Raw genomic sequence first — 24,707 nt, 5'->3', positions numbered from 1 at the left:
CGCTCAGGCCGGGACCGGCTGCGCCTCCGCCCCACCTGCCACGCCGACCAGCCCGCGCGCCTGGAGCGCCGGGATGATCCCGCGCAGGAGCCGCTGGACGTCGGCGGGGATGGAGCCGGGCAGGACGACGAAACCGTCCGCCGCACCCGCCTCGAGCCACCGCTCGATGGTCGCGACGACGTCGCCCACCGTGCCGACGGCCTCGAGCGCACCCGCCCAGCCCTCGTCGCCACCGGCGATGTCGGTGAGGAGGTCGGCGCGGGCGCGGGCGGACTCGTAGTCGGCGGCGATGATCGTGCGGAGGTCGACGAGCACGCGGACGGGGCCGCGGCCGGCGGCGCGCGCGGCGGAGCGGACGGCAAAACGCAGCTCCCGCGCCCAGCTCAGGTCGGCCTCCCGGAGGCGGACGACGTCGGCGAGCTCGGCGGCCGCGGGCAGCTCCGACTCCTGCTCGAGCGGCAGGACCACGGTGGGCCGCTGGCTCGAGCGCTCGGCGGTGCTGCGGACGAGGTCCTCGAGGAGGTCACCGAGCTGCGGCAGCGCGGTCACCTGGGCGGTGCCGCCGCGGGCCACCTGCAGACCGGCCCACGAGCCGCTCTTGCGGTTGAACTGTGCGAGCTCGGCGGCCACGGTCGAGTCGGCGCGGCCCAGCTGCACGGTAGGCACGAGGCCCGTGCCGCCGGCGCTGGGGCTGATGCGGCGGGCGGCCACGACCGGGTCGAGCCAGGCGTTGGCGCGGGGTGCGGCGTCGGCGCGGAGGCGGAAGTTCTCGCCGAGGGTGACGAAGGAGACCCCGCCCTTGTGGGCGGCGCGGGCGTAGGAGGCGAGGCGCACGAGGTTCGCCTGCTCGGCCGGGAGACCGGCGGCGGCCTCTCGGTCGTGGGCGGGGGCGCCGAGGCCGGACAAATCCAGGGCGATGGTCGCCGTCGTCGAGGTCGTGGCAGTGGTGCGGGTGGGCAGGAACGCAGCAGTCATGGCAGTACCAATCGAGGTCGCAGCGCCGTGGGGGCGCGGGAAGGACGTGAGACCTGATGCGCCGGGTCCGGCGCCTGGCGTGTCACTCGCCGGCGGCTCGGGGGCTGGATCAGGGGTGACGCGTCAGCGCGGCTCGCGCCGAGGGCGTCGCTTCTCGTATGTCAGGCCGACATACGCGGACGACCGCACATGCACATGCTGCTGCCGCTACGGCTGGTGATCTGCCGGGGGCTGAGGTGCGTGGTCATCCTGGTACGTCCTTCGCGTGCTGGCACCGTCGCGGTGCGCTCCGTTGTCCCGACGGTCACGGGACCAGGTCATCACCCGGGGCACCCGCCGCACGTGGCGGGTTGCCGACCAGCAAGCCGGGGCTTAGCGCACTCGATGTGCGCACTGGTGCTCTGAACCTGAGGCAGACGCTAGCCGGGCCTCACTTCAGGTGTCAACCGTCACCACGGGGAATGTCAGTGGTCGGTCATACGGTGGAGTCATCAGGTCGAGAGCACCGAGGGAGGTGAGCGAGATGGCAGCGACACAGGCTGAGCAGCCCGGTCCCCCGCCCTGGCTCGTGCTCGACGACGGCCCGGCCGAGCTGCCTCCCCTCCCGCCGGACCCGCTCCCGCCGGGCGCCGGACCGGACGAGCGCTGGGCCACGGAGATCCCCGTCGAGGACGACGGCCCCGACGAGCTCCCTCCTCTTCCTCCCGACCCGCTCGGGTACCGCGCCACGATGGACGACGACGGCGCAGAGCTGGGCCGGCTGCTCACCTCCCTGGCACCGGGGCCGGGTCTCGCTGCAGCACTCGAGGCGCTGACCCCACGCGGTGTCGGCCTGTACGACCTGGTCGAGATGGTCGCCGGCTACCAGCGGCTGGCGTCCTGGGCCACGGCCCGAGCCACCGAGCTCAGCGGAGCCCTGGCCGGCCGGCCGGGCGTCAACCCGCACCACCCCCTGCCGGGCGGCAAGATCGCCACGGACAGCGCGGCCGCCGAGCTCGCCCCGCGGCTGGGGATCACCCGCTTCGCGGCGCGGCGCATGGTGGGGGACGCCTTCCTCTACCGGGACAAGCTCGACCAGACGGCCGCGGCGCTGCGCACCGGCCTCATCGACCCCGTCAAGGCCGCGGTGCTCACGCGTCGCCTCGCGGATCAGCCGGCGGACGTCGCGTGGGAGGTCCAGCGGGTGGTCCTGCCCGACGCTCCGCACCAGTCTCCGGCGCAGCTCACCCGGGCGGTGGAGAAGGCGATCATCGCGATCGACCCGAGCCGGGCGGTCCAGCGGCACCGCCGGGCACGCGAGCAGCGGCGGGTGGACCACCCGCGCCCGCTGCCCGACGGCATGGCCTCGATCCACGCGTTCCTGCCCGCCACGGACGCAGCGGGCTTCGACCTCGCCCTCGAGGCCGCGGCCCGCAGTGCCAAGGCGGCCGGCGACAGCCGCACGATCGACCAGCTCCGCGCCGACGCCTTCGGTCTCATGGGCCACACCGCGTTGGAGCTGGGCTACATCGGCCTGCCGCAGCAGCCGAGTGCCGCGCCGGCCACGGAGGCGGGTGGGGACGGGCAGGTCGGCGGCGCCGGCGTGGCCGCCCTGCGCGGCGACGGCGACGACGGGGCCGTTCAGACGGACGACGGCACCGACGCCGCCGTGCCCGACACCCCGTCGGCCGCCACCGGCACACCCGACCTGCAGCCCGTCAGCGACTACCTCCGGATGTTCTACATGCCGGTCGGCACCATCGGCGGCAGGCGTGCCGTCATCCGGGTGGACGTGCCGCTGTCGGTCCTCGTCCTCCCGCCGGAGACGCAGGGAGCCTTCCCCGCCGTCGGCGAGTGCTGGGAGCACCTCGTCGAAGACACCGACGAGGCCTCAGGGGCGAGCTCTGCCCACGACCCTCCAGGGGACAGCCCTGCCGACGACCCCCCGCTCCCGCTGGCCGAGGTCGCCGAGCTCGAGGGCTACGGCCCCATCACCCCGGACGTCGCCCGTGCGCTGGCGATGAGCGCAGGAACCTGGCAGCGGATCGTCACCGACCCGCTGAGCGGCGAGGTCCTCGACGTCGGCCGCACCCGCTACCGACCGCCCGCCGCGCTTGCCGAGTTCGTCAGGGCCCGCGACCGCACCTGCGTCGTCCCCGGCTGCTCCACCCCGGCCCACAGCTGCGACCTCGACCACGTCGTCCCCTTCCCCGAGGGCCCCACGAGCGCCGGCAACCTCGGCGCGGGGTGCCGCCCGGACCACACCGTCAAGACCCTCGGTCAGTTCCGCCTCGAGCACCTCGGCGGGGGCACCTTCCGGTGGACCACCCCGAGCGGGCACGTGTACCAGCGGGACCACCACGGCCGCGTCACCTGGGTGCGGACCGGGACGGAGGACACCGAGCCGCCCTTTTGAGCCCTCGCCGGGATCCCGGACGCGCGGGCCGGTCCGGCCGGTCTCGGCCACGGACGCGCACCTCACATCCCCTCGCGGCGCGGCCTGACGGACAATGGGTCCAGACCCGGACCCCACCGCGAAGGACCGTCGATGACCGCCGAGCAGCCCGCCACCCCCACCGCTCTCCCCGAGTCGGTGAGCAGCGAGGACTTCAAGGCCGTCTTCCGCCGCCACCCGGCCGGCGTCGCCGTCGTCACTTGCGCCACGCCGGACGGGCCGGCGGGCTTCACCGCCACCTCGGTCATCTCCGTCGCCGCGAACCCCGCCATGCTCGCCTTCTCCGTGGCCGCCGGCTCCACCTCGCGCCGCATCCTCGACAGCGCCCCGAGCGTCGTCGTCAACTTCCTGAGCCAGGACCAGCAGGACCTCGCCCGCCGCTTCGCCGCCCGGGGCAGCGACCGCTTCGCCGGCCTCGACTACTGCTCACTGCCCACCGGCGAGCCCGTCCTGCCCGGCACCACCGCCTGGATCAGGGGCGTCGTCGAGCAGCGCGTGCCGGTCGGCGACAGCCTCCTCATCGCGCTGCGCGCGGTCCTCGCCCACCGCGAGGACGAGGCCGAGCCGCTCGTCTACCTCGACCGCGCCTTCCCCCGCCTGGAGGGCTGACACCGAGGGCCGGACTCCCCGTGGGGAGTCCGGCCCTCGGCACGTGAAGAGGCGGGCTACGCCGGCACGATGTTGACGAGCTTGGGCGCCCGCACGATGACCTTGCGGATCCCGCGGTCACCCAGCGCGCGCTTGACGCCCGGCGTCTCCAGCGCCAGCCGCTCCAGCTCGTCCGCCTCGATGGAGACCGGCACCTGGAGCTTGTCGCGCAGCTTGCCGGCCACCTGGACGATGCAGGTCACCGTGTCGGCGACGAGCAGCGCCGGGTCGGCCACCGGGAAGGGCTCGTGGGCCAGCGAGGTCTCGTGCCCCAGGCGCCGCCACAGCTCCTCCGCGATGTGCGGGGCCACGGGCGCCAGCATGAGCAGCAGCGGCTCGATGGCCTCGCGCGGCGTGGCCGCCAGCCCGGTGAGGTGGTTGTTGAGCACGATGAGGCGCGCGATCGCGGTGTTGACCCGCATCGCCGACATCTCGGTCTCGACGTCGGTGATCGTCCTCGCGACCAGGCGGCGGGTCTCCTCGTCGGCCGGCTCGTCGGTGACGAGCAGCTCGCCGGTCTCCTCGTCGACGACGTTGCGCCACAGCCGCTGCAGGAAGCGCTGGGAGCCGACGACGGCGCGCGTCTCCCACGGGCGGGACAGGTCCAGCGGCCCCATCGACATCTCGTACACCCGGAAGGTGTCGGCGCCGTAGGCCTCGTACATGTCGTCGGGCGTGACGATGTTCTTGAGGGACTTGCCCATCTTCCCGTACTCGCGGAAGACCTCCTGGCCCTGCCAGCGGTAGGTGACCTCGCCGGAGCCGTCCTCGGCCGCGACCTCCTCGACCTCGTCCGCGGGGACGTACTGCCCGCGGGCGTCGGCGAAGGCGTAGGCCTGGATGTAGCCCTGATTGAAGAGCTTGTGGAAGGGCTCCACGCTCGAGACGTGCCCGAGGTCGAAGAGCACCTTCTGCCAGAAGCGGGCGTAGAGCAGGTGGAGCACGGCGTGCTCGACGCCACCGACGTACAGGTCGGCGCCGCCACAGGGCTTGTCCGCCGTCGGGCCCATCCAGTACTGCTCGTTGGCCGGGTCGACCAGCCGCTCGGTGTTGTCGGGGTCGAGGTAGCGCAGCTCGTACCAGCAGGAACCGGCCCAGTTGGGCATCGTGTTCGTGTCGCGGCGGTAGGTCTTGACGCCGTCGCCCAGGTCGAGCTCGACCGTCACCCACTCCTCGGCTCGTCCAAGCGGGGGCTCCGGGGAGGAGGTCGCGTCGTCGGGGTCGAAGGTCCGCGGGGAGAAGTCCGGGACCTCGGGCAGCTCGACCGGCAGCATCGACTCGGGCAGCGTGTGGACGCGGCCCTCCTCGTCGTAGACGACGGGGAAGGGCTCGCCCCAGTAGCGCTGGCGGGAGAACAGCCAGTCGCGCAGCCGGTAGGTGGTGCGCGCCTCCCCCAGCCCGCGGGCCGCCAGCCACTCGGTGATCGCGGCCTTGGCCTCGGCCACGCCCAGCCCGTTGAGGGAGATCTCCTCGTTGGCGGAGTTGATGATCTCGCCGTCGCCCGTCCACGCGCCCTCGGTGTGCTCGGCGGGCGGCTGCACGGTGTGGACGACGTCCAGCCCGTAGGCCTGGGCGAACTCGTAGTCGCGCTGGTCGCCGCCGGGCACCGCCATGATCGCGCCGGTGCCGTAGCCCATGAGGACGTAGTCGGCGGCGAAGACGGGCAGCTGGGCCCCGTTGACCGGGTTGGTCGCGAAGGCGCCGGTGAACACGCCGGTCTTGGCGCGTCCCTCCTCCTGCCGCTCCGCCTCGGTCTTGGCCGCCGCCTGCCCGCGGTAGGCCGCGACGGCCTCGGCGGGGCTCGCGTGCCCACCGGTCCACGACTCCTGGGTGCCCTCGGGCCAGGTGGCCGGCACGGCGTCGTCGATGAGCGGGTGCTCGGGTGCCACGACCATGAAGGTCGCCCCGAAGAGCGTGTCCGGGCGGGTGGTGAAGACCTCCAGCGCCAGGTCGGCAGCGCCGCCGGGAGCCTCCCCCGCGCTCACCCGGGAGGGCAGCGCGAAGCGCACGATCGCGCCCTCGGAGCGCCCGATCCAGTTGCGCTGCATCGCCTTGACCTTGTCCGGCCAGTCGATGTGGTCGAGGTCGTCGACCAGGCGGTCGGCGTAGGCGGTGATCCGCATCATCCACTGGCGCAGGTTCCGCTTGAACACCGGGAAGTTGCCGCGCTCGGAACGCCCGTCCGCGGTCACCTCCTCGTTGGCCAGCACCGTGCCCAGCCCGGGGCACCAGTTGACCGGCGCGTCGGAGACGTAGGCGAGGCGGTGCGCGTCGAGGGCGGCGGCGCGTGCGTCGTCGTCCATGTCCGCCCAGGCCGTGCCCGACGGCGTGGGCCGGGTGCCGTCGGCGAAGGCGGCCTCCAGCTCGCTGATCGGGCGCGCGGCGCCGCGGCCGCCGCCGGGACGCTCGGCGTCCTCGTCGTACCAGGCGTTGTACATCTGCAGGAAGATCCACTGGGTCCAGCGGACGTACTCGCGGTCCGTCGTCGCGAAGGAGCGACGGTCGTCGTGGCCCAGGCCCAGGCGCCGCAGCTGGCGGCGCATGTTGGCGATGTTCTCCTCGGTGGTGATCCGGGGGTGCTGGCCGGTCTGCACGGCGTACTGCTCGGCGGGCAGGCCGAAGGCGTCGTAGGCCAGGGCGTGGAGGACGTTCCTGCCCTTCATCCGCTGGTAGCGGCCCACGACGTCGGTAGCGATGTAGCCCAGCGGGTGGCCCACGTGCAGCCCCTTGCCCGAGGGGTAGGGGAACATGTCGAGCACGTAGAAGGGCGAGTCGCCCGCGTCCCCCGCGAGCCCGCCGGCGGGGTTGGGCGCGTGGAAGGTGCCCAGCTCCTCCCAGCGGTCCTGCCAGGCCTGCTCGATCTCGGCGGCCAGCCGGGCGGTGTAGCGGAAACGGGGCTCCGCGGGGACGGGGGTCTCGGTGCTCATGTGATCCTCACGGTGGGGGTGGTCGCTCCTGGCATGAGAAAACCTCCCCGCAGGGAGGTGGGCCGCGCTGATGCGGCGCCGATGGCGCCCGCTGTGGTCAGCGCGGCTGCGTAAGGAGGACCCGTCGCGACATGTGGCTCACCTTACCGCAGGGCGTGCGGGAGGCGGCTGTCGGGGCCCCGCCATATGCTCGACAGCGTTCGTCATCGTCGTCGCGGGCACAGGACGTGCGCCGCGGAAGGGAGAGAGCAGATGGCTGCCAAGCCCACGGAGAAGGTCCTCACCGGACTTCAGGAGACCCTCGTCGACCTCATCGACCTGTCCCTGCAGGCCAAGCAGGCGCACTGGAACATCTACGGGTCGCACTTCCGCTCCGTCCACCTCCAGCTCGACGAGGTCACCTCCGAGGTCCGCCTCGCCTCCGACGACGTCGCCGAGCGCCTCGTCGCGATCGGCGGCGAGCCCGACGGCCGCGCCTCCACCGTGGCCAGCTCCACCCAGGTCGAGGCCCTGTCGGGCGGTCGCCTCGCCGACGACAAGGTCATCCGCCAGTTCGAGGAGCGCCTCCAGGGCGTCGCCGACCGCATCAAGGGCCGGCTCGACGACATCGAGGAGAGCGACCCGCTGAGCCACGACCTCCTCGTCACGGTCGCCAGCGGCCTCGAGAAGCAGGCGTGGATGTTCCGCGCCGCCAGCGGCGACGCCAGCTGACCCCACCCCGCTCACTGACGCCGACAGCCGGGCTCCTCCGCGGAGGATTCCGGCTGTCGGCGTATGCGGGGGCGTTCAGCGGAAGCGCTGGACCGCCAGCGGCGCGGCCTCGGCGAGCTCGCGCACCGTGGGGTGCTGGTCGGCACCGCCGAGGAGCTCCCCGAGCGGGCCGGTGGCGACGAAGGTGCCCTCGGCGAGGATGTGGACCTGGCTGCAGGTGCGCTCGACGAGCTCGAGGTCGTGGGACACGAGGACGACGGCGGTGTCCAGCTCGGCGAGCAGGCCCGCCAGCCGCCGGGCCAGGTTGGCGCGCGACTGCGGGTCGACGGCGGTGAGCGGCTCGTCGAGGACGAGGATCTCCGGCCGGGTCGCGAGCGCCGCCGCGAGCGCCACCCGCTGCTTCTCCCCGCCCGAGAGGGTGGCGAGGCGCCGCGTGGAGAACCCAGAGGGGAGGCCGACGGCGTCGAGCAGGTCGCACATCGACGTCGCGTGGGTACGTCCGGCCTTGCGTGCCTCGCCCAGCGCGAGCCCGAGGCTGCGGGCGACGGTGAGCCGGGGGTCGGTGACCGTGAGGGAGTCCTGGGAGGTGAAGCGCACCGCCGCCTTGAAGGTCTTGCCGTCCTTGCGCGGCAAGCGGTGGACGGGGCGGTCGTTGAAGGTCACCGTGCCCTGGACGGGCCGCAGCTGGCCCTGCAGGGCCCGCACGAGTGTCGTCTTCCCGGCTCCCGAGGGCCCGACGATCCCGAGCGGTGCGTCGCCGGACCGGACCTCGAGGTCGATCCCGCGGAGCACGTGCGCCCCGGGGTAGCCCGCCCACAGGTCCTCGGCACGGAGGACCGCGCGTGTCGCCATCCCAGCTCCTTTCGTCCGAGCGCATGCTACGTCCTCGGGCTGGGGGCCCTGCGACGCTCAGGTCTCCAGGACGACGTCGGCCGGCTCCTTGTCGGGCCGCCAGCCACGCCAGCGCGGGTGACGCAGGCGTCCGGTGGAGGTCCACTCCGCGAACTCGACCTCGGCCACCCGGCGCGGCGTCACCCACCGCGCGTCCCGCGCCTCGGGGCGGGGCACCTCGAGCGGGGCGGTCTTGCGCTCCTCGCGGCTCAGCTCACGAGCCCACTGCGCGGCGTCCCTCTCGGAGAAGCCGGTCCCCACCCGCCCGATGTACCGCAGCTCGCCGTCCTCGGGCAGCGCGAGGAGGAGGGAGCCGACCTTCCCCGCCCGGTTGCCCTGCCCCGGGCGCCAGCCGACGACGACGGCCTCCTGGGTGCTCGCGTGCTTGATCTTGAGCCACGAGCGGCTGCGCCGTCCCGGGGTGTAGGTGGAGTCGCGCCGCTTGGCGACGACGCCCTCGAGTTGCCACTGGCGGCTGGCGGTGACGGCGGCCTCGAGGTCGCCGTCGAAGGCGGGCGGGATCTCGACGAGTGCGCAGCCCGACGGGTCGACGACGTCCTCGAGCACCTCCCGCCGCTCGTCGTAGGTCCGGCGCAGCAGGCTCGTGCCGTCGACGGCGAGCGCGTCGAAGAGCATGAGGCGCACCGGGTTCTCCTCCGCCGCCCGGGCGATGGCCCGCGCATCGGTCAGCTGGATGCGCTGCTGGAGCAGGCCGAAGTCGGGGCGGCCGGTGTCGGTGAGGGCGACGATCTCCCCGTCGAGCACGGCGGTGCGTGCGTCGACGCACTCGGCGAGGCCGGCGAGCTCGGGGTAGGTGTCGGTGACCTCCCGCCCGCTGCGGCCCACGAGGCGGACCTGCCCGTCCTCGACGAGGACGACGGCGCGCACCCCGTCCCACTTCATCTCCACCGCCCACTCGGCCGAGGCGTCGAGGGCCGTGGCCTCGCTCAGGGTGGCGAGCATGGGGACGACGAACTCCGGCGAGGCGTCGCGGTCCGACGACGGCGCCGGAGACTCCGGCTCTCGGCGCGAGGGGCGGGAGGTGGGCGCCGGAGAGTCCCGCTCTCGGCGCGAGAGGGAGGCCGCCGGGGGCTGGTCGGGGGCGGACATGAGGTGGATGAGCCAGTGGTTCTCCTCCCCCTCGGACCGGCCACCGGTGTGGATGAGCGCGAAGCGGCTCGTGCGGCCCGGCCCGTCGGGGCCGGCGAGCCCGCCGTCCTCCTGGCCGGTGAGCGTGACGATGACCTCCTTGCCCTCCCGCCACTTCTCGAAGGTGTAGGTCCCGGTGTCCCAGATCGTCATCTCGCCCGCGCCGTACTCGCCCTTGGGAATCGTCCCGGAGAAGGTGAGGTACTCCATCGGGTGGTCCTCGGTCTGGACCGCGAGGTGGTTCTTCCTGGGCGACGTCGGCACGCACTTGGGCAGCGCCCAGCTGACGAGGACGCCGTCGTGCGCGAGGCGCAGGTCCCAGTGGAGGCGGCTGGCGTGGTGCTCCTGGATGACGAAGGAGAGGGTGCCGTCGTCGGGGGCGACGGCGGCGGGCACGGGCTCGGGGGTCTTCGCGGCGTCGCGCTTGGCGCGGTACACCTCGAGCCGGTCGCGCCGCGGCTGCCCGCCGGCCTGGTCGGCCGCCTCCCCCAGCCCGGCCATCGGGTCGCCCCGGCGCTCGACGCGCTCGACGACCTCGCGCAGGTCCAGGTGCCGCAGGCTCGGGTGGGTGAGCTCGCGCCACGTGCGCGGGGCGGCGACCATCGGCCGCTCCCGGCCACGCAGGGAGTAGGGCGCGATCGTCGTCTTGTTCCCGTTGTTCTGCGACCAGTCGACGAGGACCTTCCCGCGCCGCAGCTCCTTCTTCATGTTCGACACGACGAGGTCGGGGTGGTCCGCCTCGAGGCTGCGGGCCAGCTCCTTGGCCACCTCGCTCACCTCGTCGGACGTGGCGGTGCCCCGCAGCGCGGCGTACAGGTGGATGCCCTTGGAGCCGCTCGTCACCGGGACGGGGTCCAGGCCCATGCCCTGGAGGATGTCGCGCGCGAGGACCGCCACCTCGACGCACTCGGCCAGGCCCGCGCCCTCGCCGGGGTCGAGGTCGAGGACGAGGCGGTCGGGCTTGCGCCGCTGCCCGTCGCTGCTCACCCGCCACTGCGGCACGTGGACCTCGAGCGCGGCCACCTGCGCGAACCACGCGAGCGTCGCGGCACTGTCGACGAGCGGGTAGGTGTTGACGTGGTCGCTGTGCTCGATCTCCACCCGCTCGACCCACTCCGGGGCGCCGGCCTCGACGTTCTTCTGGAAGAACACCTGGCCCGGGTCCTGCCCCGTGCCGGTGCCGTTCGGCCAGCGCTTGCGGGTGGCGGGCCGCCCGGCGCAGTGCGGCAGCATGACCGGCGCGATCTGTGAGTAGTACTCGAGGACGTCGGCCTTGGTCGTGCCCGTGGCTGGGTAAAGGACCTTGTCGAGGTTGGTCAGGCGCAGCCGGCGGCCGTCCACCTGCACGACCACGGGTGCGCCGTCCTTCGCCATGGCGCCATGCTGCCCGGCGGGCGCGGGCCGCGCACCTACACGGGGTAGGCCGTGAGCCGCAGCACGGTGAGCGTGGCCGCGATGACCGCGAGCGCCAGCGGCACGGCGAAGGGCTCGCGGCGGCGCACGTGGAGGGCGGTGGCGACGAGCATCATGACGGCGAGCGCCCCTGACGCGACGGGCACGAGGTGGACGGCGCGCTCGAGCGTGGGCGGCAGGACGAGGCCGAGGGCGCCGGCGAGCTCGAGGACGCCGATCCCCTTGAGCGCGGCGGGGTGCACGTCCTGCACGTAGGTCATGCCGCTGTCGTAGAGCGCCTGCCGGGAGGTGACGATCTTGGACACCCCGGAGCCGAGGAAGATGATCGCCACCACCGCCGTGACGACCCACAGCCAGATCTCCATGCCCGCTCCTTCCGCGCGTCCGTGCGCGCCTCCACCGTAGGGGGCAGGGGGTGGTCCTGTACCGACTTTGCCGCTCCCCCTCCCGGATCTCCGCTGGCGGGAGTACGGTACGGGCACTTCACTGGGGGCAGACCGACGAGGGCCGGCACCCGCCGGCGAGGAGGCAGGAGCATGCGCGCGATCTGGAAGGGCTCGATCACCTTCGGGCTGGTCAACGTCCCGATCTCGGTCTACAGCGCCACCGAGAGCCACGACCTGCGCCTGCACCAGGTCCACGACGCCGACGGCGGCCGCATCCGCTACCAGCGCCGCTGCGAGATCTGCGGCGAGGCGGTCGAGTGGGACAACATCAACAAGGCCTACGACGACGGCGACCGGACCGTCGTCATCACCGACGAGGAGCTCGCGGAGCTGCCGACGGAGAAGTCCCGCGAGATCGAGATCCTCCAGTTCGTGCCGAGCGACCAGGTCGACCCGGTGATGATGGCCAAGACCTACTACCTCGCCCCCGCCTCGACCTCCGCGAAGTCCTACGCACTGCTGCGCCGCACCCTCGAGGAGACCGACCGTACGGCGATCGTGTCCTTCACCCTGCGCCAGCGCACCCAGCTCGGTGCACTGCGGGTCCGCGACGACGTCATGGTCCTCCAGACGCTCCTGTGGGACGACGAGGTGCGCCAGCCCGACTTCGCCGGGATCGACAAGGACGTGCGGATCAGCGCCAAGGAGCTGGAGATGAGCCAGGCGCTGGTGGAGAACTTCTCCGGCGACTTCGACCCGTCGGAGTACACCGACGAGTACCAGGCCCAGCTGCGCACCCTTGTCGAGGCGAAGCTCGAGCAGGGCGACACCGTCGACACCGAGGAGACCTTCGGCACCGACCGCGAGGAGGGTGAGGAGGCCGAGGTCCTCGACCTCATGGAGGCCCTGCGCCGCTCGGTCTCCGCGGCCAAGGAGAAGAAGGCCGGCTCGGGGTCCGCCTCCAAGGCGTCCTCGTCGACGACGAAGAAGACCTCCTCCTCGACGGCCGAGAAGAAGAAGCCGGCCGCGAAGTCGACCGCCGCGAAGAAGTCCTCCTCGTCGTCGTCCTCGACCACGAAGAAGCCCGCCGCCCGCAAGAAGACCGCGAGCAAGAAGACCGCGTGACACGTTCAACGAAACGCTGGCGTTGCGTTTTACGGAATAGGTGAGGTAAGGCTCTCCTCACCATTTCTCCTCACCATTTCCTGCTGCTTTCTTGCCATTTCCGGTCTATTCTCGGGGCAGGGCCGCGAGACGACGACGAGCGGCACGAGGCGAGGAGCAGGACGATGAGCGCTCTGGCGGAGCTGCCCCCGGTCACCGAGGGCGCGGTGACCGGCTGCGGGTTCAACCACGACCACGACTGTCACGCCGCCGCGGTGACGATCGCCGGGGAGCGGGGCGACGCCGCGTGCGTCACCTTCATCCCGCTCGGCACCAAGGGCGGACTGGACAAGGTGCTGGCCCACGTCGGCGCCTGCCAGCGCACCGACTGCGTGCACAACGCCGAGCTCGAGTGCACGGCGAGCGAGATCCGCGTCGGTGCGGGCGGCTCGGCAGCCGACTGCCTCACCTACACCGCGCGCGGCTGAGCACGCCGGGAAGAACCCGGCGCCGCCCGCGGTTGGCGCTGGTATGACCTCACCCATCCACGTCGACATCTGGTCCGACATCGCCTGCCCGTGGTGCTACATCGGCAAGCGCCGCTTCGAGGAGGGCGTGGCCGCCTTCGACGGCGACGTCACCGTCACCTACCACTCCTTCGAGCTCGCGCCGGACACCCCGGTCGACTTCGAGGGCAGCGCGGCCGACTTCCTCTCCCGGCACAAGGGCATGCCGCACGCCCAGGTCGAGCAGATGCTCGAGCAGGTGACGGCCATCGCCGCCGAGGTGGGCCTGGAGTACGACTACGCCGCCGTGCGCCAGACCAAGACCCTCCTCGCCCACGAGGCCCTCCACCACGCCAGGCAGCACGGCCGCCAGCTCGAGCTCGTCGAGCGTCTCTTCCGCGCGTACTTCGTCGAGGGCCGCCACGTCGGCAAGGTCGAGGAGCTCGTCGCGCTCGGCGCGGACGCCGGGCTGGACCCCGAGGCCCTGCGCACCGCCCTCGAGGAGGGCACCCACTCCGAGGCCGTCGCCGCGGACATCGCCCAGGCCCGCGCCTACGGCATCCAGGGCGTGCCCTTCTTCGTCATCGGCGGGAAGTACGGCGTCTCGGGCGCCCAGCAGGCGGCCGTCTTCACCCAGGCCCTCGAGCAGGTCCGCAGCGAGGCGGTGGCGGCGCGATGACCGAGCCGGTCCTCCCCACCTTCCCGCCTCCCGCGGGGCTGACGATGGTCGGTGACGACGACGCCGCCGTGTGCGTCGACGGCGTCTGCACCGTCCCCGCCGCGGACGATCGCACGGAGGACGCCGAGCGTTCCCGCTGACGCCCCGGCTGCGAGCGCCCCGGTCCGCCTGCACGATGGGGCCATGACCTCAGACACGCGACGGACCAGGGTGCTGCTCACCGGTGCGACCGGCGGCATCGGTGTACTTCTCGAGGACCGCCTCGGCGGGGACTACGACCTCGTGACGCAGGGCCGCCACCCCGCGACCGACGAGCAGGAGGACACCCTCCACATCGCCGACCTCGACGACTACGCCGAGGTGCTCGGGCTCATGGAGGGCGTCGACGTCGTCGTCCACCTCGCGGGGGCGGCGTCACCGGAGTCGGAGTGGGACGCCGTGCTCCGCGCCAACATTGTCGGTACCCGCAACGTGCTCGAGGCGGCGCGCGAGGCCGGGGTGCGGCGCGTCGTCTTCGCCTCCTCCAACCACGCGATGGGCATGTACGACCGCCTCGGCGAGTGGCCGGTCTACCCGCACCACCTGCCGCGCCCGGACTCCCTCTACGGGGTGTCGAAGGTCTTCGGCGAGACGCTGGGCCGCTTCTACCACGACGAGCACGGCCTGGAGTTCATCGCGCTGCGCATCGGCTGGTACACCGAGGACCCCCTCGAGGCGGAGGAGGACGTGCTGCGCGCGATGTGGCTGAGCCCGGACGACTGCGAGCACGTCGTGCGCCGCGCCATCGAGGCCGAGGTCCCCTACGGCGTCTACTACGCCGTCTCCGACAACCCCAACCGCCGCTGGGACCTCACGAACACGATGCTCGAGCTCGGCTACCGCCCCAAGGACGACTGGACCGAGCTGCCCGGCGTTCAGGAGGAGGTCGTCGAGGGCGGCAAGGAGGCCCCGGACAGCTGGCCGGAGGGCTCCTAGTAGCGGCGGACGATGACGAGGTCGTCGCGGTGGACGACCGGGCGCGGGTGGGCGGTGCCGTCCCGCTCCTGGAGCTCCGCCGTCGTCCTCCCGCGCATCTCGCGGACCTCCGCGGCGCTGTAGGCGACGAGCCCGCGCGCGGTGACGACGCCCGCGGCGCTGGCGAGCTCGACCGGGTCCCCGGGCTCGAAGTCGCCCTCGACCCCCGTGACCCCGGCCGCGAGGAGCGAGCGCTTGCCGTGGGTGATCGCGTGGAGGGCGCCGTCGTCGAGGACGAGCCGGCCGCTCGTGCGGGCGGCGTGGGCCAGCCACAGGCGGCGGGTGCTCTTGCGGCGGCCGGTCGCGGCGAACCACGTGCCGACCGGCTCCCCCGCCAGGGCCCGCTCGGCGTTGTCGGCGGCGGTGAGGACGACCGGCACCCCGGCGCTCGTCGCGATCGAGGCCGCCTCGAGCTTCGTCACCATCCCGCCCGTGCCGATCGAGGTCCCCCGGCCGGTCACCTCGATGCCTTCGAGGTCCTCGGGGCCGTGGACCTCGGCGATCCGGCGGGTGCCGGGGCGGGAGGGCGGGCCGTCGTAGAGGCCGTCGACGTCGGTGAGGAGGACGAGCGCGTCGGCGCGGACGAGGTGCGCGACGAGCGCGGCGAGGCGGTCGTTGTCCCCGAAGCGGATCTCGTCGGTGGCGACGGTGTCGTTCTCGTTGACGATCGGCACGACGCCCAGGGCGAGGAGACGGGCCAGCGCCCGCTGCGCGTTGCGGTAGTGCTGGCGCCGGATGAGATCCTCGGCCGTGAGGAGCACCTGCCCCACCCGCCGGCCGTGCTCGGCGAAGGCCTCGGTGTAGCGGGCGACGAGCAGGCCCTGCCCGACCGAGGCGGTGGCCTGCGCGGTGGCGAGGTCGGTGGGCCGCATCGGCAGGCCGAGCGGGGCGATGCCCGCGGCGATCGCGCCGGAGGAGACGAGGACGACCTCCTGCCCGCCCGCCCGCCGCTCGGCCACGAGGGCGGCGAGGCGGCGGACCCGGTCGAGGTCGAGCCGCCCACCGGGGGCGGTGAGCGAGGAGGAGCCGATCTTGACGACGACCCTCCCGGCGGCGGCCAGGCCCGAGCGGTCGAGGAGTGCGGCGTTCACGGCCCTATTGTGCCGTGGGCGGCTCCTCGGCCTCGGGCGTGGCCCAGTGTCCGGACTCGCGCTCGGTCCACAGCTCCTCGCGGGCGGCGGTCTTGGCGTCCATGCGCTCCTGGTACTGACGGCGCTTGTCGGCGCGCGTGGCCCGCGGGGCGTAGGCGGCGTCCTCCAGGCGCAGGTCGCTGCCGCGGGGGCCGAGCAGCTCCGCACCGGTGGCCATGGTGGGCTCCCAGTCGAAGATGACACCGCCCTCGAGAGGACCGATGACGACCTCGTCACCCGGCTTCGCGCCGGCCTTGAAGAGCTCCTCCTCCACGCCGAGCCGCGCCAGGCGGTCGGCGAGGTAGCCGACGGCCTCGTCGTTGGCGAAGTCGGTCTGCCGCACCCACCGCTCCGGCTTGGAGCCGCGGATCTGGAAGAAGACGCCGTCGTGCCGGTTGCGCTGGGTCACGGTGAACCCGGCGTCGTCGACCGCCTTCGGGCGCAGGACGACGCGCGCCGGCTCGGCCGGCGGCGCGGCGGCGCGGGCCTGGGCGACGAGCCCGGCGAGGGCGAAGGACAGCGGGCGCAGCCCCTCGTGGCTCGCGGCGGAGACCTCGTGGACGGGCAGGCCGCGGCCCTCGAGCTCGGCGCGCACCAGCTCGGCGAGGTCCCGGGCCTCGGGCACGTCGATCTTGTTGAGGACGACGACGCGGGGCCGCTCCCCCAGCGGCAGCCTGCCGCTCACCGTGAGGTCCTCGGCGTAGGCCGAGAGCTCGGCCTCGATCGTGTCGAGGTCGCTCACCGGGTCGCGGCCCGGCTCGAGGGTGGCGCAGTCGAGGACGTGGACGATGACGGCGCAGCGCTCGATGTGGCGCAGGAAGTCCAGGCCCAGGCCCTTGCCCTGGCTGGCCCCGGGGATGAGGCCGGGGACGTCGGCGACGGTGAAGCGCTCGTCGCCGGCCTGGACGACGCCGAGGTTGGGCACGAGCGTGGTGAAGGGGTAGTCGGCGATCTTCGGCCGCGCCGCGGACAGGGCCGCGATGAGGCTCGACTTGCCGGCGCTGGGGAAGCCGACGAGCGCGACGTCGGCGACGCTCTTGAGCTCGAGGACGAGGTCCGCCGTCTCCCCCTCCTCACCGAGGAGGGCGAAGCCGGGGGCCTTGCGGCGCGGGGAGGCGAGGGCGGCGTTACCCAGCCCACCGCGTCCACCGGCGGCGGCGACGAGGCGCGTCCCGGCGCCGACGAGGTCGGCGAGGACCTCGCCGTCGGGCGTCTTGACGACGGTGCCGTCGGGGACGGGCAGGATCAGGTCCTCCCCGTTGCGGCCGTTGCGCAAGTCGCCGGCGCCCTGGGCGCCGTTCGTGGCCCGGCGGTGCGGGGAGTGGTGGTAGGCGAGCAGCGTCGTCGTCTGGGGGTCGACCTCGAGGATGACGTCACCACCGCTGCCGCCGTTGCCGCCGTCGGGACCCCCGAGGGGCTTGAACTTCTCACGGCGGATGGAGGCGACGCCGTTGCCACCGTTCCCGCCCGCCACGTGCAGCACGACACGGTCGACGAAGCTGGCCATCTCTCCTCCTAGGACTCAGGGCCGGATACACATCAGCGGGGGCGGACGGCTCGTGCCGTCCGCCCCCGCCGGGAAGCGTGAAGCGTTCTCGCTCAGGCCTCGGCCGCGACGATGTTGACCGTCTTGCGGCCACGGCGCGTGCCGAACTCGACGGCACCGGCGGCGAGGGCGAACAGGGTGTCGTCCTTGCCGCGGCCGACGTTCTCGCCCGGGTGGAACTTGGTGCCGCGCTGGCGGACGATGATCTCGCCGGCGTTGACAACCTGGCCACCGAAGCGCTTGACGCCGAGGCGCTGCGCGTTCGAGTCGCGGCCGTTCCGGGTGGAGCTGGCGCCCTTCTTCGTTGCCATCTCAGTCCTGCTTTCGTGTGGTGCGAACGGGGGTGTGCGGAGGGCCGCGGACTACTTGATGCCGGTGACCTTGACGCGGGTCAGCTCCTGGCGGTGACCCTGGCGCTTGCGGTAGCCGGTCTTGTTCTTGAACTTCATGATCGTGATCTTCTTGCCGCGCTCAGCGCGCACGATCTCGGCGGTGACGGTGACCTTCGCGAGGTCGTCCGCACCGGTGGTCACCTTGTCGCCGTCCACGAGCATGAGCGGGGTGAGGTTGACGGAGTCACCAACCTTGCCGTCAACCCTGTTCATGACGACGACGTCGCCGACGGACACCTTCTCCTGTCGGCCGCCGGCCTTGACGATCGCGTACACCACGTTGCTGCTCATCTCTGTCGTTACGGGGCCCGCGCGGCTACCGGTCGACCGGCGGGCGCGAGGCACACAAGGGAGGCACGTCTTCGACGCACCGACGTTCAAGGGTACGCGGAGCATCCCCGCCGAGCAAATGCCCCGGCAGCGAGATCCCGGCGGTTCCGGTGTGCTTTCGGGCACAGCCGGACCGGTCCGACGTCCGCGCAGGACCAGTGTAGTCAGTGGCGGACGCGGCCCGGGCCGCGACGGGTCAGCCGACCTGGTCGACGGCGGCGCTGATCGCCTCGACGTACTCCTCCAGGCCCCAGTCGATGGACAGCGCGGTGGGCGGGGACATCGCCGCGATGAGCTGGTCACCGGTGATGTTCGCGATGGCGCCGTCCTGCACGGCCGGGATGGCCTGGGCGTAGGACTGGGAGAGGAAGGTCTCGACCTCCTCCTCGGTGCTCGCGTAGTTGACGACGACGTCGGCGTCGAGCTGGTCGGTCTGCTCGTAGGACAGCGAGTAGACGAATGTCTCCCCGCCGGAGTCGAGCTCCTCGACGGACGGCGCGCTCTCCAGGCCGAGGTCGAGGAGGAAGTCGACGCGCGAGTCGGCCGGCTTGTACACGTAGAAGGTGCCGCCGACGTCCCAGACCGCGGCGACCGTGACGCCGCTGAGCTCGGGGTGGGCGGCGGACGTCTCCTCGAGGGTGGCGTCGAGCTCGCTGACGAGCTCCTCGGCCTCCTGCGCCATGCCGAGGGACTCCCCGACGATCGAGACGACGTCGCGCCACGGCGTCGTCCACGGCTCCTCGGGGTAGACGACGGTCGGGGCGATCTCCCCGAGGATCTCGTACTGCTCCTCGGTGATCCCGGAGTAGGGGGCGAGGATGACGTCGGGGTCGAGCGCGTCGATGTCCTCGTACGCCGGCTCCTCGACGGTGGCCGGGAGGATCGTCGGCTCGGCGTCGACCTCGACCAGGGCCTCGTTGACCCAGGGCAGCAGCCCGTTCTCGTCGACGGCGTAGGTCTGGGCCTCGATCCCGACGGGGACGACCCCGAGGGCGAGGGCGGCCTCCGTGGAGCCCCAGCCGAGGGTGACGACGTCCGTCGCGTCGGCCGGGACCTCCGTGGTGCCGAAGGCGTGCTCGATCGTGACGGCCTGCTCGTCGGTGGCGTCGTCGGCGGGCTCCTCCGAGCTACCGCACGCGGACAGGGCGAGGGCCACGGCGGCGGTGAGCGCCACCGGGATGGAACGTCGGGACACTGAGGTCTCCTTGTCGGGGGGTGTGGGCAGGGGTGGGGTGGGTCGTCAGGGCAGACCGGCGGCCGGCCGTCTGACCGACCGGCTGATGGGCACGACCATCGGCGAGCCGGTCACGGGGTCGGGGACGACGCGTGCCCGGAGGGCGAAGGCGTCGGCGACGAGCTCGGCGGTGAGGACCTCGTCCGGCCGTCCGAGGGCGGTGATCTCGCCGTCGCGCATGACGACGAGGTGGTCGGCGTACCGCGCCGCGAGGTTGAGGTCGTGCAGGACCATCACCACGGTCGTGCCGCGCCGGTGGTTGAGGTCGACGAGCAGGTCGAGGACCTCGAGCTGGTGGGTGACGTCGAGGAAGGTCGTGGGCTCGTCGAGCAGGAGGATGTCGGGGTCCTGGGCCAGCACCATGGCGATCCACACGCGCTGGCGCTGCCCGCCGGACAGCTCGTCGACCCGTCGGGAGGCGAGCTCGAGCGTTCCCGTGGCCTCGAGCGCCGCGGCGACCACGCCGTCGTCGGCCGCGTCCCACTGACGGAACCAGCCCTGGTGGGGGTGGCGACCGCGGCCGACGAGGTCGGCGACGGTGATGCCCTCGGGTGCGCTGGGACTCTGCGGCAGGATCCCGACCGTGCGCGCCACCTCCCGGGAGGGCAGCGCGTGGAGGGGGCGGCCGTCGAGGAGGACGCTGCCGCCGACCGGCCGCAGCAGCCGTGCCAGGCCCCGCAGGAGGGTCGACTTCCCGCAGCCGTTGGGGCCGACGACGGCGGTGACGGCGCCGGGCGGCAGCGCGAGATCGAGCCCGGTGACGACCTCGCGCCCGTCGTAGGCGAGAGACAGACCGACGGCGCGCAGCTCGTGCGCGGTGGTCACGGGGTCACCGCCCGGCGGTCGGAGGTGGCGAGCAGCCACAGCAGGTACGCGGCCCCGACGGCGCCGGTGACGATTCCCACGGGGACCTCCAGGGAGGGGATGAGGTGCTGGGCGACGAGCTCGGCGGCGAGGACGACGACGGCGCCGACCAGGGCGGCCGGGCCGAGCGCCGTCCCGCCGTCGGGCAGCAGCCGCCGCGCGATCGGCGCGGAGACGAAGGCGACGAAGGCGACCGGGCCGGCGAAGGCGGTCGCCGAGGCGGTGAGGGCGACGGCGAGACCCAGGGCGAGCAGGCGGGTGCGCTCGACGCGCACGCCCAGGCCGGCGGCCGCCTCGTCGCCGAGCCCCAGGACTCGCAGCTGGCGGGCGACGCCGACGACGAGCGGGAGGAGGAGGACGAGGGCGACGGCGAGGACCGCGACGTCCGCCCACGGCGGTGTCCCGAGGCTGCCCACCAGCCACACGAGCGTCGTGCGGACGTCGTTGACCTCGCTCCGGGTGAGGAGGTAGTTGATCGCGCCGGTGACGAGGAAGGCGAACGCGACGCCGATGAGGACGAAGCGGAAGCCGGTGACGCCGTCACGCCACGCGAGCAGGTAGATCGCCGCGGCGACGGCGGTGGCCCCGAGGAAGGCGGCGAGGCCGACGGCGGCACCGGTGAGCCCGAGGGCGAGGATCGCGAAGGCGGCGGCGAAGCTGGCGCCGCCGCTGACGCCGAGGATGTCGGGGCTGGCCAGCGGGTTGCCGAGCACCGACTGGAAGATCGCGCCGGCGATGCCGAAGGCCGCCCCGACGAGCATCGCGAGCACAGTCCGCGGCAGCCGCAGGCGTCCGATGGTGAACTCCCCGCCCCCCTCACCCAGACCGAGCAGGCCGCCGAAGTAGTCGACGGTGTCCGCCGTGTGCCCGTCCCACACGAGGCTGAGCCAGGCCAGCGCGAGCACCGCGGCGGCGAGGAGGGCACAGACGACGACGGTGCGGCGCCGCCGGGTCCGCCGGACCGCGTGGAGGACGTCGCGGGCGGGCGCGACGGGCGGCGACGTCGTCGTCATAGTCCGGCCAACCGGCCGCGGCGGACGATGGCGATCATGACGGGCGCGCCGACGAGGGCGACGACGAGCCCGACCTCGAGCTCGCCCGGCCGGGCGACGAGTCGGCCGAGGACGTCGGCGGCGAGCAGGACGACGGGCCCGACGAGGGCGGCGAAGGCGAGCACCCAGCGGTAGTCGGGGCCGGTGAGCGGACGGACGATGTGCGGGATGACGAGCCCGACGAAGACGACCGGGCCGGCGAGCGCCGTCGCGGCGCCGGCGAGGAGCACGGCGGCGAGGATCGCGAGCAGCCGCGCGCGGCGGATGTTGAGCCCCAGCCCGCGGGCGAGATCCTCCCCCATCGACAGGAGGTTCAGCGCCCGGCCGGAGAGGAGGGCGAGCACGGCGCCCGCCGCGAGGAAGGGGAGGAGGGCGAGCACGACGTCGGCGCCGGTGCCGCTCCCCCGCCCGGCGAGCGAGCCGACGGCCCAGAAGCGGTAGGTGTTCGTCGCCGGCGTACTACCGAGGAGCAGCAGCGTGAGGACGGAGGTGATGCCGGCGGTGAGGGCGGTGCCGACGAGGGCGAGCTTGACCGGCGTGGCACCGGCGCGCCCCATCGAGCCGATCCCGTAGACCACGACCATCGCGGCCGCCGCCCCGGCGAAGGCGAACCACACGTAGCCCGCGGGGCTCGTGACACCGAGGACGGTGATGGACAGGACGACGGCGAGGGAGGCGCCCGCGTTGATGCCGAGCAGGCCCGGGTCGGCGAGCGGGTTGCGTGTGACGCCCTGCATGAGGGTCCCCGCCAGGCCGAGGGCGGCGCCGACGAGAAGCCCGACGACGGTCCGCGGCAGGCGCTGGTCGAGGACGACGTTGTGGTCGTTGTCGCCCGGCACCCGGTCGGTCAGCGCGTCGAGGACGGTCCCGAGGGGGACGTCGCGGGCCCCGAGGGCGAGGCTGGCCGCGAGGACGACGAGGAGGAGGAGCGTCGCGGCGGTGAGCGCGAGCAGCCGACGCCGGGCGAGCTCCGGGCGTCGCCCGGCCGGCCTCACGGTGAGGGTCTGGGTCATCGACGGGTGGTGCGGCCGGTCACTGCGCCTCGGCGCGACCCTGGCGCCAGTAGCCCATGAAGGCGACACGGCGCCGGCAGACCCCCGCCTCGCTCACCAGGAGGCGGCGCAGCGTGCGGATGACGGCGGCCTCGCCGGCGAACCAGGCGTAGAAGTCCGAGCCGCAGCGCTCGCCGCGGCCGCAGCTGTCGATCGGCTGGACCTGGAGCACCGGGGAGTCCCACAGCAGCTGCGTGTCGACGTCGACGTCCTCCAGTGCCTGGCGGACGACGGCGCGGGCGTCGTCGACGACCGCGGCGTGGGCAGCGACCCAGGTGCGGACCGCGGGGACGAGCTCCTCCCCGTGGGCGCGGCCGTCACGGACGAGCCAGGTGAGCTCGACACCGGGCGGCAGGTCGACGTCGAGGACGTCCCCGTGCTCCGGGACCTCGACGAAGGCCGTGGCGCGCCGACCGGGCGGCAGGCTCTCGAGGATCGAGCAGATCGCGGGCGCGGCGGTCTCGTCACCGGCGAGCAGGAGCTCGGTGGCCGTCCCGGGCGCCCAGTCGGCGCCGATCGCGTGGTCGCGGGAACGGGCGTCGGGACCGACGAGGACGAGACGGTCCCCGACGCGGGCCCGGGTGAGCCAGCGGGAGGCCGGACCGGCGTCCCCGTGGACGACCATGTCGATGTCGACCTCGCGGCGGAGGGGCCGCACCCCACGCACCGTGTAGGTGCGGAACGGGCTGCGCCGGTCCTCGGGCGTCTGGCGCCAGCGCTCGTACCAGGTGCCGGCGAGGATCGTCTCCTCGTCCTCCTGGCCGACGTCGGTGAGGTGGCCGTCCTCGAGCGGGAGCAGGAGCTTGACCCGCTGGTCGTGGCCGTGGGTCCCGAACCAGCGCAGGTCCGGGCCGGTGAGGGTGACGCGGCGGAAGCTCGGGCCCAGGACCCGGACCCCGGCGACCTCGACGGCGAAGGGACGGTACGCGGGGCGTCCGTCCTGCGGGACGTCGTGCGCGACGGCCGTGCTGCCCTGAGGTGAGGTAAGCATTACCTAAGTAGACCACCTCACACCCGGTCGACGCCAGGACCGAGGTCCCGAAGTCCGCGGAGCGGGACGGGCCGCTGTCGTCCAGCGGCCCGGGTCAGTGCCTCTCGAGCCAGGTGCACACGCGGACCTCGGCCCCCTCGGGGTCCGCGAGCACCCACCGGCTGGGCGCCTGCGCGTCGGACACGAGTCGCCCGCCGGCCGCGACGGCGGCGCGGACCCGCGCCTCGGCGACGTCGTGCGGGACGTGCACCTCGAGGTCGACGACACCCTGCGGCGGACGCTCCGCGACGCGACGGAACCACACGTGCGGGAGCCGTCCGGACGGGTCGGACAGCTCGCCGTCGTCGTCCTCGTACCCGAGCACGGCCTCCCAGAAGGCGCGGACCTCCTCGGGTCTGACGACGGCGATCCCGATCTCGAGGTCGTTGCTGCGCGTCGGGTCGAGCGGCACCCCGAGCTCGTCGGCGATCGCGGTGATGCGCTCGGCGAGCACCACGTCGGCCTCGGTGAGCGTGCCCATCGAGTGCGTCGTCACCGAGACCTCGACCGTTGCGTACCTCAGGTCGAGGTCGGGATGGTGGTCCAGCTCCTCGGCGGCGGCGACGATGCGGCTGACGACCCGCGCACCGACAGGCATGGCCCCGGTCCGCAGCGTCGTGCGCAGGTGGTGCCTCACCACCCGCCACCCCGTGAGTGTGCTCCGCGCGGAAGCGTCCTCCGCGCTGACAGGCCGTTCTCCAAGCGCGCTCCCCATCTGCGTACCTTCGCACCGGCGGCGCGATGCGACAACCGGAGTGTCAGTGCTCGCTGGAACACTGCGCCCATGGTCGATGAGGTGTCTGTGCCACGGTCGGGAGCGCGGGTCCTCGAGTCCTTCTTCGCGTCCGCGCCCCTGACCACCCACCCCGCGGTGCGAGCGCGGCTGCCGCGGGTGCGGTCCCACCTGCTCACCTACCTCGACACGGAGGGCGAGGTCTGGTTGACACCGGACGAGCTCGTCCTCGTCTGCGCCGAGCGCGAGATCGAGCCGCAGGACGCCGTCGTGCGGGTGACCGGACCGGAGGTCCTCGTCGCCGCGCTGCCGGGCTTCTGCCACCCGGCGTGGCTGCTGCCGGACCACGGGGACGCCCGCGCACAGGTGCGCGTGGTCGCAGGGCTGCGGGCCTGGCTCGCCGAGCACGGTGGTCTCTCGCGGCAGGCCTCGCTGCACCTGCTTCCCAGGGTGGACGAGGCCGTGCGCCGCGCGCACACCGCCCTCGACGGCTCACCCGCCCCGTGA

At 73.3% G+C, this 24,707-nt stretch carries 24 protein-coding genes and 1 riboswitch; of the genes, 9 read left to right on the top strand and 15 right to left on the bottom strand.

Features of this window, described 5'->3' with window-relative positions:
* Positions 1 to 3: 3 nt before the first annotated feature.
* On the bottom strand, positions 4 to 975 hold the full coding sequence (locus AA0005_RS07030) for a hypothetical protein (protein ID WP_413452698.1): 972 nt from the start codon (positions 973 to 975) through the stop codon (positions 4 to 6).
* 283 nt (positions 976 to 1,258) lie between these two features.
* A riboswitch (SAM riboswitch) is annotated at positions 1,259 to 1,383 on the bottom strand.
* A gap of 115 nt (positions 1,384 to 1,498) precedes the next feature.
* Here AA0005_RS07030 and AA0005_RS07025 point away from each other — a divergent pair.
* Positions 1,499 to 3,370: a DUF222 domain-containing protein gene (locus AA0005_RS07025; RefSeq protein WP_413452697.1), complete on the top strand. Its 1,872-nt coding sequence runs from the start codon at positions 1,499 to 1,501 to the stop codon at positions 3,368 to 3,370.
* A gap of 132 nt (positions 3,371 to 3,502) precedes the next feature.
* Complete coding sequence (locus AA0005_RS07020; protein WP_413452696.1) at positions 3,503 to 4,018, top strand: flavin reductase family protein; 516 nt, start codon at positions 3,503 to 3,505, stop codon at positions 4,016 to 4,018.
* Between the two features lie 56 nt (positions 4,019 to 4,074).
* Here AA0005_RS07020 and leuS read toward each other — a convergent pair whose 3' ends face one another.
* Entirely contained in the window at positions 4,075 to 6,984 is a 2,910-nt protein-coding gene (leuS, locus tag AA0005_RS07015) for a leucine--tRNA ligase (protein ID WP_413452695.1), read from the bottom strand.
* A gap of 252 nt (positions 6,985 to 7,236) precedes the next feature.
* Between leuS and AA0005_RS07010 the strand changes: the two genes are divergently transcribed.
* Positions 7,237 to 7,695 carry a Dps family protein gene (locus tag AA0005_RS07010; RefSeq protein WP_413452694.1) on the top strand — a complete coding sequence of 153 codons (459 nt, stop codon included), beginning with the start codon at positions 7,237 to 7,239 and terminating at the stop codon, positions 7,693 to 7,695.
* 75 nt (positions 7,696 to 7,770) lie between these two features.
* On the opposite strand, the gene AA0005_RS07005 is transcribed toward AA0005_RS07010, so the two are convergent.
* Genes AA0005_RS07005 through AA0005_RS06995 form a run of 3 tightly spaced genes read right to left on the bottom strand, consistent with a single transcriptional unit; the run spans position 7,771 to position 11,513 of the window.
* Positions 7,771 to 8,547, bottom strand: a complete 777-nt coding sequence (locus tag AA0005_RS07005) for an ABC transporter ATP-binding protein (protein WP_413452693.1) — start codon at positions 8,545 to 8,547, stop codon at positions 7,771 to 7,773.
* A gap of 57 nt (positions 8,548 to 8,604) precedes the next feature.
* A complete protein-coding gene (locus AA0005_RS07000; RefSeq protein WP_413452692.1) occupies positions 8,605 to 11,109 on the bottom strand; it encodes an ATP-dependent DNA ligase in 2,505 nt (834 codons plus the stop codon).
* A gap of 35 nt (positions 11,110 to 11,144) precedes the next feature.
* On the bottom strand, positions 11,145 to 11,513 hold the full coding sequence (locus tag AA0005_RS06995; protein ID WP_413452691.1) for a DoxX family protein: 369 nt from the start codon (positions 11,511 to 11,513) through the stop codon (positions 11,145 to 11,147).
* A 171-nt stretch (positions 11,514 to 11,684) separates the two neighbouring features.
* Here AA0005_RS06995 and AA0005_RS06990 point away from each other — a divergent pair, with 171 nt between their 5' ends.
* The 5 genes from AA0005_RS06990 (at position 11,685) to AA0005_RS06970 (ending at position 14,798) form a co-directional block, all read left to right on the top strand.
* Positions 11,685 to 12,659 carry a Ku protein gene (locus AA0005_RS06990; protein ID WP_413452690.1) on the top strand — a complete coding sequence of 325 codons (975 nt, stop codon included), beginning with the start codon at positions 11,685 to 11,687 and terminating at the stop codon, positions 12,657 to 12,659.
* Positions 12,660 to 12,823: 164 nt separating this feature from the next.
* Complete coding sequence (locus tag AA0005_RS06985) at positions 12,824 to 13,126, top strand: DUF1540 domain-containing protein (RefSeq protein WP_413452689.1); 303 nt, start codon at positions 12,824 to 12,826, stop codon at positions 13,124 to 13,126.
* 43 nt (positions 13,127 to 13,169) lie between these two features.
* Complete coding sequence (locus AA0005_RS06980) at positions 13,170 to 13,823, top strand: DsbA family protein (protein ID WP_413452688.1); 654 nt, start codon at positions 13,170 to 13,172, stop codon at positions 13,821 to 13,823.
* Positions 13,820 to 13,963 (top strand): hypothetical protein, encoded by a 144-nt coding sequence (locus tag AA0005_RS06975; protein WP_413452687.1) that lies wholly within the window; start codon positions 13,820 to 13,822, stop codon positions 13,961 to 13,963. The genes AA0005_RS06980 and AA0005_RS06975 overlap by 4 nt, the downstream gene beginning before the upstream one ends.
* A 43-nt stretch (positions 13,964 to 14,006) precedes the next feature.
* Positions 14,007 to 14,798, top strand: coding sequence for an NAD-dependent epimerase/dehydratase family protein (locus AA0005_RS06970; protein ID WP_413452686.1), 792 nt, complete (start codon positions 14,007 to 14,009; stop codon positions 14,796 to 14,798).
* On the opposite strand, the gene proB is transcribed toward AA0005_RS06970, so the two are convergent.
* From proB to AA0005_RS06920, 10 genes are all read right to left on the bottom strand, one after another.
* Positions 14,795 to 15,928: a glutamate 5-kinase gene (gene proB / locus AA0005_RS06965; RefSeq protein ID WP_413452685.1), complete on the bottom strand. Its 1,134-nt coding sequence runs from the start codon at positions 15,926 to 15,928 to the stop codon at positions 14,795 to 14,797. The two genes, AA0005_RS06970 and proB, sit on opposite strands and share 4 nt — an antisense overlap.
* Positions 15,929 to 15,932: 4 nt before the next feature.
* Positions 15,933 to 17,474 (bottom strand): GTPase ObgE, encoded by a 1,542-nt coding sequence (gene obgE / locus AA0005_RS06960; RefSeq protein WP_413452684.1) that lies wholly within the window; start codon positions 17,472 to 17,474, stop codon positions 15,933 to 15,935.
* 92 nt (positions 17,475 to 17,566) lie between these two features.
* Entirely contained in the window at positions 17,567 to 17,824 is a 258-nt protein-coding gene (rpmA, locus tag AA0005_RS06955; protein WP_413452683.1) for a 50S ribosomal protein L27, read from the bottom strand.
* A 51-nt stretch (positions 17,825 to 17,875) separates the two neighbouring features.
* Positions 17,876 to 18,184 (bottom strand): 50S ribosomal protein L21, encoded by a 309-nt coding sequence (gene rplU / locus AA0005_RS06950; protein ID WP_413453070.1) that lies wholly within the window; start codon positions 18,182 to 18,184, stop codon positions 17,876 to 17,878.
* A gap of 247 nt (positions 18,185 to 18,431) precedes the next feature.
* Entirely contained in the window at positions 18,432 to 19,430 is a 999-nt protein-coding gene (locus AA0005_RS06945) for an ABC transporter substrate-binding protein (protein WP_413452682.1), read from the bottom strand.
* A 45-nt stretch (positions 19,431 to 19,475) separates the two neighbouring features.
* Positions 19,476 to 20,294, bottom strand: a complete 819-nt coding sequence (locus AA0005_RS06940) for an ABC transporter ATP-binding protein (protein WP_413452681.1) — start codon at positions 20,292 to 20,294, stop codon at positions 19,476 to 19,478.
* Positions 20,291 to 21,346: a FecCD family ABC transporter permease gene (locus AA0005_RS06935; protein ID WP_413452680.1), complete on the bottom strand. Its 1,056-nt coding sequence runs from the start codon at positions 21,344 to 21,346 to the stop codon at positions 20,291 to 20,293. The genes AA0005_RS06940 and AA0005_RS06935 overlap by 4 nt, the downstream gene beginning before the upstream one ends.
* Positions 21,343 to 22,398, bottom strand: a complete 1,056-nt coding sequence (locus tag AA0005_RS06930) for a FecCD family ABC transporter permease (protein ID WP_413452679.1) — start codon at positions 22,396 to 22,398, stop codon at positions 21,343 to 21,345. The genes AA0005_RS06935 and AA0005_RS06930 overlap by 4 nt, the downstream gene beginning before the upstream one ends.
* Before the next feature lie 19 nt (positions 22,399 to 22,417).
* Positions 22,418 to 23,428 (bottom strand): siderophore-interacting protein, encoded by a 1,011-nt coding sequence (locus AA0005_RS06925; RefSeq protein ID WP_413452678.1) that lies wholly within the window; start codon positions 23,426 to 23,428, stop codon positions 22,418 to 22,420.
* 94 nt (positions 23,429 to 23,522) lie between these two features.
* Positions 23,523 to 24,182 carry a 4a-hydroxytetrahydrobiopterin dehydratase gene (locus AA0005_RS06920; RefSeq protein WP_413452677.1) on the bottom strand — a complete coding sequence of 220 codons (660 nt, stop codon included), beginning with the start codon at positions 24,180 to 24,182 and terminating at the stop codon, positions 23,523 to 23,525.
* Positions 24,183 to 24,251: 69 nt separating this feature from the next.
* Here AA0005_RS06920 and AA0005_RS06915 point away from each other — a divergent pair, with 69 nt between their 5' ends.
* Positions 24,252 to 24,707 (top strand): hypothetical protein, encoded by a 456-nt coding sequence (locus AA0005_RS06915; protein ID WP_413452676.1) that lies wholly within the window; start codon positions 24,252 to 24,254, stop codon positions 24,705 to 24,707.

The organism is Georgenia phoenicis (genome assembly GCF_047302425.1).
Taxonomy (GTDB): domain Bacteria; phylum Actinomycetota; class Actinomycetes; order Actinomycetales; family Actinomycetaceae; genus Oceanitalea.
The sequence above is the reverse complement of the archived record's forward strand: the minus strand, read 5'-3'. Positions and strand labels throughout refer to the sequence as shown.